General features: G+C 36.2%; 10 protein-coding genes and 2 pseudogenes. 7 read left to right on the top strand and 5 right to left on the bottom strand.

The features are described 5' to 3' along the window. Positions 1-728 precede the first annotated feature (728 nt). Positions 729-1,008: pseudogene (locus ACQKII_RS20060) on the top strand (arsenic resistance protein); the annotation flags it as partial. Then, positions 966-1,766, top strand: a complete 801-nt coding sequence (locus ACQKII_RS20055; protein WP_427462244.1) for an MFS transporter — start codon at positions 966-968, stop codon at positions 1,764-1,766. The pseudogene ACQKII_RS20060 and the gene ACQKII_RS20055, both read left to right, overlap by 43 nt. 155 nt (positions 1,767-1,921) lie before the next feature. Here the strand turns inward: ACQKII_RS20055 and ACQKII_RS20050 are convergent, their stop codons facing one another. Beyond that, positions 1,922-2,233, bottom strand: coding sequence for a winged helix-turn-helix transcriptional regulator (locus ACQKII_RS20050; protein WP_427462247.1), 312 nt, complete (start codon positions 2,231-2,233; stop codon positions 1,922-1,924). Between the two features lie 194 nt (positions 2,234-2,427). Here ACQKII_RS20050 and ACQKII_RS20045 point away from each other — a divergent pair, with 194 nt between their 5' ends. After that, on the top strand, positions 2,428-3,051 hold the full coding sequence (locus ACQKII_RS20045) for a flavin reductase family protein (protein WP_427462243.1): 624 nt from the start codon (positions 2,428-2,430) through the stop codon (positions 3,049-3,051). A gap of 657 nt (positions 3,052-3,708) precedes the next feature. Here ACQKII_RS20045 and ACQKII_RS20040 read toward each other — a convergent pair. From ACQKII_RS20040 to ACQKII_RS20030, 3 genes and pseudogenes are all read right to left on the bottom strand, one after another. Next, on the bottom strand, positions 3,709-4,608 hold the full coding sequence (locus tag ACQKII_RS20040) for a PhzF family phenazine biosynthesis protein (protein WP_427462242.1): 900 nt from the start codon (positions 4,606-4,608) through the stop codon (positions 3,709-3,711). Positions 4,609-4,669: 61 nt separating this feature from the next. Further along, positions 4,670-4,957: pseudogene (locus ACQKII_RS20035) on the bottom strand (transposase); the annotation flags it as partial. A gap of 251 nt (positions 4,958-5,208) precedes the next feature. Beyond that, the gene (locus ACQKII_RS20030) at positions 5,209-5,958 is read right to left on the bottom strand and encodes a response regulator transcription factor (RefSeq protein WP_427462241.1); all 750 of its coding nucleotides are present in this window, start codon (positions 5,956-5,958) and stop codon (positions 5,209-5,211) included. A gap of 134 nt (positions 5,959-6,092) precedes the next feature. Here ACQKII_RS20030 and ACQKII_RS20025 point away from each other — a divergent pair, with 134 nt between their 5' ends. Continuing rightward, a complete protein-coding gene (locus ACQKII_RS20025) occupies positions 6,093-7,553 on the top strand; it encodes an amidase (RefSeq protein ID WP_427462240.1) in 1,461 nt (486 codons plus the stop codon). Positions 7,554-7,634: 81 nt separating this feature from the next. Next, positions 7,635-7,793, top strand: a complete 159-nt coding sequence (locus ACQKII_RS20020; RefSeq protein WP_427462239.1) for a hypothetical protein — start codon at positions 7,635-7,637, stop codon at positions 7,791-7,793. Positions 7,794-7,919: 126 nt separating this feature from the next. On the opposite strand, the gene ACQKII_RS20015 is transcribed toward ACQKII_RS20020, so the two are convergent. Next, the gene (locus ACQKII_RS20015) at positions 7,920-9,077 is read right to left on the bottom strand and encodes a Ger(x)C family spore germination protein (protein ID WP_427462238.1); all 1,158 of its coding nucleotides are present in this window, start codon (positions 9,075-9,077) and stop codon (positions 7,920-7,922) included. A gap of 904 nt (positions 9,078-9,981) precedes the next feature. On the opposite strand from ACQKII_RS20015, the gene ACQKII_RS20010 reads away from it, so the two are divergent. Together ACQKII_RS20010 and ACQKII_RS20005 are read left to right on the top strand one after the other, a co-directional pair. Continuing rightward, positions 9,982-10,761: a GNAT family N-acetyltransferase gene (locus ACQKII_RS20010; RefSeq protein WP_427462237.1), complete on the top strand. Its 780-nt coding sequence runs from the start codon at positions 9,982-9,984 to the stop codon at positions 10,759-10,761. A gap of 389 nt (positions 10,762-11,150) precedes the next feature. Continuing rightward, positions 11,151-12,332 (top strand): CynX/NimT family MFS transporter, encoded by a 1,182-nt coding sequence (locus tag ACQKII_RS20005; RefSeq protein ID WP_427462236.1) that lies wholly within the window; start codon positions 11,151-11,153, stop codon positions 12,330-12,332. The last annotated feature ends 35 nt before the right edge of the window (positions 12,333-12,367 follow it).

Here is a 12,367-nt window from a genome sequence, read left to right as displayed (position 1 = left end):
CATCATAAGGTATTTCATTCGTTTTTTTAAGAAATCATTCAATATTCTGCACGTCTATGATTTTTTAAAAATACGTATTATGAAATTGATTCAATAGTGTTTTTTTATTTAATAGAACTTTATTAAACGGCTTTTATTCTTATTAATTCCCGCACGCTTGCAAAACCTGAAATTGAGAAGTTTGTTAAAGGAGATATTATTGTTGAAGAAATGTAATATACCATTACTAAAAATACCGGAACAGGTCGATTTCTGTTGTTCCAAAAGATATAAATATGGTTGAAGGAAGAATCACCGTTATAAATGCTCGGAGTTATGTGAGGTTTAGTCTATGAGCAATTTAATAACGGTTGAAGCGTCCTACAGATTAAGTATGTTTGTCCCAAACTTTTTTATACTTAAGGTGGAAATATAATTGACTCATTTTAAATACATGAAGCAACTGTTTTTTTATGTAGGGATGTTTTAGTACTTTTTTTCAATTGGAGGCTTTTATTAATGAGAATTTACAGAATGCTCAACAAATGATGCAGCCAATCCAACAAACGTCATAACCATTGCAGGAAATGTCTCAGCCTTTACAACAGATGAACCAATCATTACAAAATGCAGCTGTTAACACATCAACTGGTAGTTCAACAAAATAATAATCAAATGAACAACTGCTATGAATTAGAGGAGGCTGATGGAAAAGTATCAGAATGCATTCATAGCGGGGAGGAAAATTAATGGGTAATGAATCATTAACAAAACAGCTTGCGTTTTTAGATCGCTACCTTACTCTTTGGATTTTTGTTGCTATGGGATAGGTGTTTTATTAAGTATCACAATGCCCAATATTGGTGAAGCATTAGAGTCCAAGTCTATTGGAACTACGTCTATATCGATTGCTATAGGTTTATAGTGATGATGTATCCACCATTAGCGAAAGTTAAATATGAGGAAATGTGGCGAGTGTTTAAGGATTGGAAGGTGCTTTTATTATCACTTTTTCAAAACTTGCTACTTTGACCATCTCGCTGGGGAGTTATGGTTTGATTGCGAGCGGAGACTATTCGTGGTCCTCCTCCTCCGTATACGGTCCGTTTATCATCGGCATCGTGCTGTTGATTATCTTTCTGATTGTAGAACGTAAGGTACGCGACACGCTGCTTCCGCCTGGGTTTATTATGGAGCCTCGTCGGCTTACCGGGCTCGTTAGCATATCCCTGGCTGCGGCCGCATCAACGGTGATTGAATATGTTCTTACTCTCTACTTGCAGCAGATTCGAGGATGGTCATCCTTGGCCACGGCTGTCTCCTTTCTGCCTTTCGCTATCACCATGATTGTTGTGAATCAGATTGCCTCCCCGCTAATCACCCGGTTCGGTGCGGGGCGTGTCTTGACTATGGGAGGGCTTATCTCGGCTGTTGGGCTAGGCGTTCTTGCCTGGCTTAGCCACGATGCGGCTTATGCGGTCGTCCTTTTGCCCGGTCAGATTCTTCTCGCGGCGGGTATCTCGTTCGTCCTGTCCGGATCGGCAGTGCAGTCGATGGCTAATGTTCCGCAGCATCAAGCAGGGCTTGCTGGGGGCGTGATGAATACCGCCATGGAGTTGGGACCGACGGTAGGATTTACGGCATTTATGGCAGTGGCGGCTACACGGCCCGACGCGACGGAAGGTTATGCTTGGGCGTTCGGAACTGCGGGTGTCGTGTTTGTGTTGCTTGCGATTGTAGCAAGCACGCTGCTGTCCCGGAAGTCTGCTGGTGTAAATTTAAAATAAAGTCGTATCGTTTGCCCCTTTAGATATGTTTTGTCTAAAGGGGTTTCTGTGCTACAATATCTTTTTTAATCAACATGTTTTAGTTTAATAATTACTTTACGATCTATCATTAAAAATTATTTACATAGCACTTTTGCCCCCTTATAAAATTAAGTTCATATTTGATTTGCCACGCCCCATTTGCACATTTCCTCTAATATTGGCATTAAACTCTTTCCTTTTGGCGTTAAGGAGTATTCCACTTTTGGAGGAATTTGAGGGTATTCTTTTCTGTGAACAATTCCAGAGTTCTCTAGTTCGCTTAACTGAGAACTTAACATTTTGTGAGTGATAGCAGGAATTTTCCGCTTTAACTCTCCATAACGTAAAATCGTATCGGAAGATAATTCATACATTATTTTCATTTTCCACTTGCCACCGATTAACGATAATGTGAAGTCAAATGGTCTTTGTTTGTTGCGCCTCATAAAATTATCACTTAATTCTGGCAATAACATCACTCTCCTTTAAGTAAGTATCTAACAAAAAAGTGCATACTAGTTTTATTTGTATTCGAGTTTATAATTTGGAATGGATTCATGAGTATTTCAGAAGTCTATAATAATTCTATTATAGACTCGACATATTACTTAATCAAATATAGTTGAAGGAGAATGAATAGATGTCTAAAGAACAGAAACTTATATTTAATACAATTGATTTGAGCGAGGATGAGATATATAAATTGTTAATTGGCTCTGTGATACCAAGACCGATTGCATGGGTTTCATCAAAAAGTAAGGATGGCATTTTAAATTTAGCGCCATTCAGCTTTTTTACTGTAGCTTCTCGAAATCCACCAACACTTTTGATCTCAATAGGACCAGGAGTTAATGAACGAATGGGAAGCATTAAGGATACGTTAACGAACATTCGTGAAGTAAAGGAATATATAATTAATATGGTTCCTGAGTCGCTTGGGGAAGCGATGTATCGTTCATCGGCTAGTGTAGAGCCAGAGAAAAATGAGTTTGAGCTTGCAGGAGTGACTGTCCAGAATGGTAAACTTTTGAATGTACCAGCAGTGCTAGAAGCGCCAATCTCAATAGAACTTAAGTTAGACCAAATTATTCCTGTCGGTGGAGATTATCTAGTGCTTGGAAAAGTTGAATGTGTCCAAATAGATGAAGCAATCTATGCAGGAAACTATAAAATAGCTATCGATAAGTGGAAGCCGCTTGCTAGTTTGGCAGGAGACTTTGCCGGACTAATGCCTTCATTTTCATATGGACAGAAAGGTACATAAATCATTTTGCTAGCTGAAATAGTTCTATTTTGTATTACTAAAACTTAGATGTGAGATTTATGAGTGATCTATAGTCAAAATCGCTACTATCCCTCAATGGTTTTCCATTGTAGAGAGTTTAGGTATTCTTTTTCCCATTAAAAGACCATGAAGAAGTCTATAATTAGACATTTCCATGGACTAGATGAAATGTTCATTCATTTGATAGTTTAGCTACAAAATTACATGGAAAATTATCTGATAATGCAGAAAGCTATCGAGAATTTTACTTTCTCGACAGCTTCTTTTTCTATAAACCACATAGTCGCCTAATATTTATAGTGATTTACTTCTGATATTCTGATGTGACGGAATAGGAGAAAAAAATGAGTATGATATTAATGCTTTAATTGACTTTGATAAATCCTTAAATGAAGGAGCAATTCGATTTCCTACTTTTCAACCATGGGGCTGGAGGCTACCTCGATATACTGAATCTGGTTATTTTGACAATAAACTTAGTAAATGGTTTCTTTGACATAAGTTCTGTTCCATCTAGTTGCTCGGTTCATTTTAAATAAAAGTACCCTATAAGAAAGATTTTTTTAGTGTCTATCTTATAGAGTACATTTTATTTTTATGAGGTTTTATTATTAAGCAATCGTTCTATAATGGTCTCTATACGAATATTTCTCCTTCTATTGAAACAACTGCTGGTCCTGCTACTTCGATAATAGGATTCTCCCCATCAGGAGTAATCGTTACATAAAGAATCCCAGGTCTATTGATAGCATGTCCTTGACCTATAACTAATTGATGTCTCTCTCCGTTAGTTAGGATGTTCTCTAAATATAAATAGCCACCTAACGCACCGTTTGCAGCTCCTGTAACTGGATCTTCATCAATTCCTATATTTGGACAAAAATCTCTTGTGTAAATATCAAATTTCCCATTTGTATCAAAGGTAAAGAGATGTGTGGTGGATATGTTAAAGTCATTGTTCATCTTTTTAAGTTCCTTTAATTTAGGTTCTGCTCGGTCAATTGCTTGTCGTGTTTTAACTGGAACCAAAAGATGTGAGACTCCAGTATTCCCTATTTTTATTGGATATCTATTATCAATATCTGTATCGTGTATACCAACAAGATCCGCGACTATTTTGGGGTTAATGTCTATACTTTTTATTTGAGGACTTACTTGAGTCATGGACACTTTAGTTAATTGATTGTTTTCTATAATCCATTTAACGGGAATTAGTCCTATGTTAGATTCAAAGATTATTTTTTCTTCCTTATTGATCCAATTGTTCTTAGTAGCCATTACCCATGCTGTACCTAAAGTGGCGTGACCGCAAAAATCAACTTCTTCGGTTGGTGTAAAGTATCTTATTCTATAATCTGCATTTGTATTTGTTGACGGTAAAAGAAAGGCAGTTTCTGAAAGGTTTAATTCATTAGCTATTTTTTGCATTTCTACGTCTGTTAAATTTTCTGCATTCGGTATTACGCCAGCAGGATTTCCCCCAAAAGTATCCGTTGTGAAAGCATCTACATAGAAAACCTTTATCTTTTTCCTCATTGATATCTCCCCCTCTTTTTCTGAAATCATTGTATTATAATAAAATGAATAAGTAAAATTCACGGAGCTTACGGAATTGCGTCAGTGAACTAGGATTAATGACAGGGTCTTTTGGTGGCATATCTAAGTAATATTTAAACGACATATCATATTTAGAATGTTCTACCACATCTACATCCGATAAATCGAATATTGATTCTAATAATTAATATTTAAACATGCGAATAGGAGGCACGGCATTACTACGACCATTATCAAGACAGTATTTATTTTTCAGTTCGTCCAAAATAAAAGAAAAATCAACAAGTTCATTGATTTGACGAAGCATATTATCCTTCGGAACAACAATGTCTTAAATCACCATAAATGGACTGAGATTAAGAGATTCTGGGTTTGAGATCATCGGGTTTATCACCTACATACTTTTAATATCATTATTATAAAGTAAAAAGGCAGTTGAAAGTTCGATTAAACCGAACTTTCAACTGCCTAAAATATATAATAAACTCATCTCATCAATAAGTGTGCTTATACAATAGGGCATTAACTTTGTTACTTCTGACTTTTGATTAAGGATCCTGTATATCGATTTTTAGAAGTTTATTTTTTTACTGGATTCTTTTGATTGTTTAGTTTATAGAGTAATTCAATCCGATTGCGAACTTCAAATTTTTGGAATAAATTTTGTAAATGTTTTTTCACAGTATTTTCGCTAATAAACAGTTGCTTTGCAATTTCGTGATTTTTTTTACCTTTCGCAATTTCAATAACGATTTCTTTTTCCCGATTAGTTAGGGGAGTTGAGGGGATTACTAGTGCTGAGGATTGTAAATTAAATATGAAACCATTTTCAATCATCTTGACGAGAAAATTTAGTTTCGTATAATCACGAAGATTAAATTTTAATTCATTGTTCTCACGTAGTAGGCCTATAACTCCAACATATATGTTATTGACTTGAATATATATGGCCATCTCATCTCGTAGATTATACTTTGTCATGAATAAATTATGATAATCAGAGTTTAAATACTCTTTCTCTGACACATTATCTGTGATACTTTGTATAGCTTGTATTTGTTTAATGTTTTTTGGATGCAACGGATCATGTTTTTGAAAATACTGGAGGTATTCTTGGATTGTAGATTCTTCTATATTAAATAGAATAGGATTTACTAGATTCTTTTGATTGTCAACTAACCAAAATAATGGGGACTTATAACTTAATTTTTCATACAAAATGTTTAGTACGTCGTAGCGATATGTTTCTAGATTTTGATTAATTTGTATTTTTGCTAAAGATTGAACTGCATTTAGTATTTCTTTAGAATCTTGGGTAGTTAGATTCACGAAAAATTACCCTCCTTATATAAATATGCTCGAATATGAATATATTCTCTTTTTAAAGAGATTATCCTTTAGAGTAATACAAATTAATTTGGCTTGTGTATATACTGAAAAGAAGAAAGAGGAGGAGATGTTAGATGAATCTTGGGGAGTTTACTAAGTACGATGGATTGGGCTTATCGGAACTTGTGAAAAATAAGGATGTACTGCCAGCTGAATTATTGGAAATGGCAATCAAAGCGTTTGAAAAATTAAATCCAGAGTTAAATGCAGTTGTGAAAATATTTGAAGAAAACGCCTTGGAGGAAATTAAACAAGGTTTACCATGTGGAGCTTTTGAAGGTGTACCATTCTTGTTTAAAGAATTGGCGCTACATGCAAAAAATATACCACAAAGTATGGGGAGTCGAGTTGCCGAAAATTCGGTATTTCCAGTTGATAGTGAACTGATGAAACGATTTAGACAAGCAGGTTTTGTCACATTTGGCACGACAACTACACCAGAATTTGGTTATAATGCAGCAACGGAGGCTGTATTATATGGACCAACTCGAAGTCCTTGGGATTTAAACCATAGCCCTGGTGGATCAAGTGGTGGTTCCGCAGCTTCTGTTGCGGCTGGGATAGTGCCTGTTGCACACGCAACTGATGGTGGTGGATCCATTCGTATTCCAGCTTCTTGTAGTGGGCTTGTTGGACTTAAACCTACTAGGGGGCGTATTCCGGATGGGCCGCTTAATATTGAACCGCTAAATGGTACTGCGGTTGAATTTGCGGTGACAAAGACGGTGAGAGATACAGCGCATTTACTAGATGCTGTGAGTGGTCCAGATATCGGTTGCTACGGCTCGCCTGCAAATCCTGAAATAGCCTATAAAAATGTTCTAGATGTTCCTGTTCGCCCATTGAAAATAGCATGGACAGCAAAACTGAATTCAGGTGTACCGGTGGATGAGGAGTGTTTAAAAGCACTCTACGAAACTGTTCAATTATGCCGAGAGTTAGGTCATATTGTAGTGGAGGCTTCACCGCAATTCGAGCAAGAACCATTCGCTAATGCAACGTTAAATATATGGACGGCGAATATTTATAAAACGATTGAAGTTGCAGCGAGTTTAACTGGTAAAACACCTTCTGAGAAAAATATTGAAGCGGCTATCTGGCAATGCTATCAATATGGGAAGGAATTAAAAGCTTCGGATTTATTAGATGCGATTAATACTAATGCAATGGTATCCAGACAGGTCGGGGGATTCTTTACGGATTACGACATCTTATTATCGCCAACTTTGGCAAATTTGCCGGCAAAAATTGGTGAACTAAATGCCAATAATTCGTCGATTAATGCACAAGAATGGCATGAACAAATTTTCTCGTATGCACCATTTACGAATTTATTTAACGTAACTGGCCAGCCTTCAATTTCATTACCTTTGAAGATGAGTAGTACTGGTTTACCTATTGGGATGCAGTTTGCAGGCAGATTCGCTGATGAAGCTACGTTACTTCAATTAGCGGTGCAATTAGAACAAGCCTTACCATGGAAAGATCGCAAACCAAGCGTGCATACATCGAACATTTTAGAGAAAATCAATTGAAATAGGGGCAAGTGAAAAATCCCCAGTAAAAAAATGGAGGGCACTGAAAAAGTCCATTTCGTTCACTTTGTGAGGTATTCGATGATTCAATCGTCGAATACCTTTTTTCATTTAGCGTTGTTGTTCCTCCCTCTGTTGTTAAGCATTCCACTCGCTTTCTCGATCGAACATCCGATTGCTACGGCACAAAATCCGATGCAAGGATGGATTTGCAACGAAGAAAAGGAAAAAGTGTACTGACCGGTGGATCATTACGGCATGGAAGGAGAGCGTAAGCAATCATGGTTTATTGATGGGGTTATCAAATACCATCGAAAAATATCAACGATAGTACTCATTAATTTTGAGCCTGGTCATTTTGTTTGGTTATTCTTCAATTGTTTCACTAAAATTTTTTCTACCAGGATTAACTTTATTTACATGAATGTCTATTTTGCTAATTGAATCTTCAGTCAAGGGTATTTTGCCGTCACTCTCCAGATTTTTCCATACTTTTACGTTTTCTCGATATAGTTGTTCCGATAAACGATAAATGTCAACATCCAATTTTAATCCCTCTTCATAGGATGTTTTTATTTCTTTTTTAACCTCCTCTATAATATTTTTTCTTATCTCACCTGAAGTTACTTTCCCTTTAAAACCATTCACGGTAGCATTAAATGTTACTGCTATTTCAAATTTAACGTGATTGTTTTTTACAATTGGTTTAACGTCTAGACTTATTTTTTCTAAATCTACTGTTAAGTAATCCCTTTTACTACTTTTGATTTTAAAGGTTATTTCTCCACGGCTCTTTTTTTTCTGCATCCATTGCATACCTCTTATAGCATCATCCTTGATAAAACCTTTAAAACCATCTTTTGAAAGTACCCCTACACCTGTCAATGCAGTTTCCTCATATGACTGGTCTGTTGTCCGCCATTTTTTATTAATAGTCACTAATGGAATACTGACTTCATGGCTTGGCTCATTTAACTCGATAATTAAATTGCGTAAATTAATGGGCTGAATAAATGACTCTTGTGCACCTAAATTGAGTGGGTTACTCAGTTTCGATGCTGTAAGAGATTTTTTTATGATAGGTGTGATTAAAAGAATCTCTTCAATAGGATCCTGTGTGCAATAGGTCCAAATTTGATATCTTGTTTCCCTATGACGTAAAAAACTGTCGATTATAGGTACAGCATGTTCACTTTCCATTGCTTCCTCAGACAAAATAAAAAAGGTCATATGTCCCCAAAATACTTTTTGATCGATGGAACGATATAATTTGAAAAACGCCTCTTCCATAGTTTTCCCTTTTGCACGTCCCACTTCAGCCTGCGTTGAAGTGGGATTAAGTTGCTCAGATTTAGCTATAGTTGCAAAGTCGATAATTTGCATGAATACTTCATATTGATCGTCTTTGAAATCAATACCGATCCCAAGAATGTAATACATTTTTTGAGGTTCGTTAACATCCCAACAAGCAGATAGTAGTAATGTAACGCTTAAACTTACTATTAATGAAATTTTTTTCTTCACTATTTATCCCTACTTTTTGATGTGCGTGTATAAACTAGAGAAACTGGGGCTTTATTGAAATCTACACAGCTTTTTGGCGATAATCGAGAGAAGCTCTCTAATGTTAATTAATACATTTTAGTTTAGACAAAAAGTGAGATGGTTATAAGCTGTGACAACTTAACTTTTCCTTGCTTGAAGCATCAATTTGTCCAAATAAAACTTGAACTGTCATGTGGCTTTATCAGTATCATTCGAAAAAATTATTGTAGTGAAAAATGGACCCATACTGGTAACTCATTAGATTTGCAGAATGGTACAATGACAACTGATCGTTTGATAGGCCTGTTTATAACAACTCAGCAGTGTAGAAGTAAATAATAAATTACACAACTTGTTCAGATTTTGGTCAGACCGATGTAGTAATCTAACGATGTCAGGGTTAACAAACGAACACGCATAGCAGTAGAGGCCAGCAAAGCTAATTAGCCGAGCGTGTCAGATGAAATAATCTTAACCTTCTGTAGTTGGCTACTTTTTATAGATTTTAAATCAAGTTCGATAATTGCTAGTAGAATGAGATGTTTGTCTGTGAATATAAGTGTTCAGGGTTTATCGACACTTAAATTACTGTTTAGTCAGTAGAATCTGACTAAAAAAGGCTACAAATTCTGATGGCATCTCTTATAATATATGGCCATAAATCTCCATTCTTACATATAATCAGCTCAGTGATTTGTAGGAGCTTTACATTTACCATTCGACATAAGGTGTATAAAGTTAGAATTGCAGGAATTATATGTTTTTTAGTGAGAGTATAGTAACATAGTTATAGTGTTCGGAATGTGTGATTGTTCACTCGGTATTTTAACAAATTGTTTGAGTAATTAAAAAAGACATCAATGATGAAAGAAGAGGGATAGACATGGAAAAAGAAGCGCTTATTTCAATATTTCATAAAGAGCTACGGCAATATGCAGAGGTAGAAGGTTACATAAGAGAAGAAACGGAATATGTTGTGCGTCATATATCCCAGTTCGGTGAGCAAAGTTTTATTATTTCTTCAAACCTAACCGATACTAATGTAGAAAAAGTTATTGAACAAGAAGTTAACTATTTTCGAGAGCTGAATCAAACTTTTGAATGGAAGGTATATAGTTATGATAAACCGACTAATTTAAAGGAGCGGCTTGCTCAGCAAGGCTTTAAAATCGAAGATCCTGAAGCGGTGATGGTTTTAAAATTGGATGAACAGCACTCTCTACTCTTGGAGCAAACACATCTCAATTTGAAGGAAATAACGGATGAACAAGGTATTCAAGATATTGTTAAACTAGAAGATTCAATTTGGAGCGTTTCACATCAAGACTTGGGAAAAAGACTTTGGCGTGACAAACAAGCTATACCTGAATCTCTTCACCTTTACGGTATTTATGAAAATGACCAACTGGTGAGTGCAGCATGGATGTATACTGAAAATAATTCATCCTTTGTCAGTTTATGGGGAGGTTCAACATTGCCTGACTTTCGAGGAAGGGGATACTATTCTGCACTTTTAGCGGCAAGGGCAAAAAAAGCACTTGAAAAAGGCTATTCTTATCTTACTGTCGATGCTAGTCCGATGAGTAGACCCATTCTTGAAAAATTTGGTTTTTGTTGTCTTTCTTATGCTTATCCCTGTGATTCGCCATCGAGTATAAGATAACTATTTTTGTCTGATTTACTAGAAGGAGACTTTATTGCTGTAAAGTTTTTATACAGAAATATTACTTCACAGTATTCAACTCTGAATAAATAAATACAATGAAAGTCACATCCAATAGGGTGTGGCTTTCTATATTGCCTTTAAGTGCTAGCAAAATGTATTAGGAGCAAAAAGTTTATAGATAGTCAATTCGTAACAGCGAAGCATATTAAATGCGAGTGGAACAGTCAAGATTACATTACAAATACATTACAAAGTGCTTTTAAGGATTTGACTTTGCGGTAAGAACTGACTTTTGAAGCAAAAGAAATTTGAGGTTTGAAATTGTTTTCATTCCTAGAATATGTTTTACTAGTAGTGAATTGGAAAAGGAAAGGTTTTAATCGTGTATGAAAAACAAACAATGGACAGTTTCGATGGTTATGGTAGTTGTCAGTATTTTTCTTGTGGCGCTTAATATGCGTCCTGCTGTGACAGCTATAGGACCACTTTTTACTATATTGATGGAATCACTTCAAGTGTCTAATACGCAGATGAGTCTATTAACTTCCATTCCAGTGTTTTGTATGGGGCTCTTTGCAATAGTTGCTGTTCCGCTGCAACGAAAGTTTGGTACGAAGACGGCGATCATGCTACTTGTCATAATCGTCGCATTCGCAAATGGTTTGCGGTTTCTAAAGGAAAGCTATCTACTGCTTGTGGTCACAAGCTTCGCGGCTGGTTTTGCCATTGCGATTATCGGGCCAATTCTAAATGCCTATATTAAGGAGAAATTCCCAAATCGCTTTGCTACAGTCGTTGGTGTTTATTCTTTCGGAATTGGAACGGGCGCCACATTGAGTGCGTCATTGACCGTGTCATTTTATCATCGTTTTAACCAAAACTGGACGGTAGCACTCGGTAGTTGGGCAGTGCTTGCAGTTGTTGCACTCGTTGTCTGGTCAGTCGTTGTTCGAAAGGAGCAGGACAATACACAGATTCAAGGAGAGATTGCACAAGGAACGGCACGCAATCCCTGGAAAAATCGTCGTGCATGGACAATCTTATTTTATTTTGGTTTACAAACCTCATTATTTTTTTCGATGATGTCATGGCTATCGCCAATGCTACAGGATAAAGGTTTTTCACTTGTTACAGCAAGCTCACTTTTAACATGTCTGTCGATTGTTCAAATGATAGGCAATATAGTTATTCCGATGCTTATGGAGAAGTGGTCAAACCGTATCACATGGCTCCTTGCATTAGGTACTCTTGGTATCATAGGCTTTATATTATTGTGGGTAGGCGCAGGCCCAATGTTATGGATAGCAGTATTCATGATCGGTATCGTGTTAAGTGGTTTATTTCCAATCGGCTTATTACTACCTCTTGATGAAGCACGCAATCATGTAGAAGCAAACAGTTGGTCTTCAATGGTGTTATCAGGTGGCTTTATGATGAGTTCCATTATACCCATAGTAATCGGCTATTGTTATGATGTGACAGGTAATCACACATTTACGTATGTTATTTTTATCGCATTGATGCTTGGTATTATTGGGACAACATTTATGTTAAAGAAAAATATTTAAAAGACATGCTACAAATAAGTAGCATGTCTTTTCTT

The organism is Lysinibacillus sp. NPDC048646 (assembly GCF_050272295.1).
GTDB lineage: Bacteria > Bacillota > Bacilli > Bacillales_A > Planococcaceae > Lysinibacillus.
The sequence above is the reverse complement of the archived record's forward strand: the minus strand, read 5'-3'. Positions and strand labels throughout refer to the sequence as shown.

What these genes read in the sequence shown, in the direction of transcription:
- ACQKII_RS20050 (WP_427462247.1), bottom strand. Translation starts at nt 2,233, where the DNA reads ATGAGGCGCAACAAACAAAGACCATTTGACTTCACATTATCGTTAATC.
- ACQKII_RS20020 (WP_427462239.1), top strand. Translation starts at nt 7,635, where the DNA reads ATGATTCAATCGTCGAATACCTTTTTTCATTTAGCGTTGTTGTTCCTC.
- ACQKII_RS20005 (WP_427462236.1), top strand. Translation starts at nt 11,151, where the DNA reads ATGAAAAACAAACAATGGACAGTTTCGATGGTTATGGTAGTTGTCAGT.
- ACQKII_RS20040 (WP_427462242.1), bottom strand. Translation starts at nt 4,608, where the DNA reads ATGAGGAAAAAGATAAAGGTTTTCTATGTAGATGCTTTCACAACGGAT.
- ACQKII_RS20025 (WP_427462240.1), top strand. Translation starts at nt 6,093, where the DNA reads ATGAATCTTGGGGAGTTTACTAAGTACGATGGATTGGGCTTATCGGAA.
- ACQKII_RS20045 (WP_427462243.1), top strand. Translation starts at nt 2,428, where the DNA reads ATGTCTAAAGAACAGAAACTTATATTTAATACAATTGATTTGAGCGAG.
- ACQKII_RS20010 (WP_427462237.1), top strand. Translation starts at nt 9,982, where the DNA reads ATGGAAAAAGAAGCGCTTATTTCAATATTTCATAAAGAGCTACGGCAA.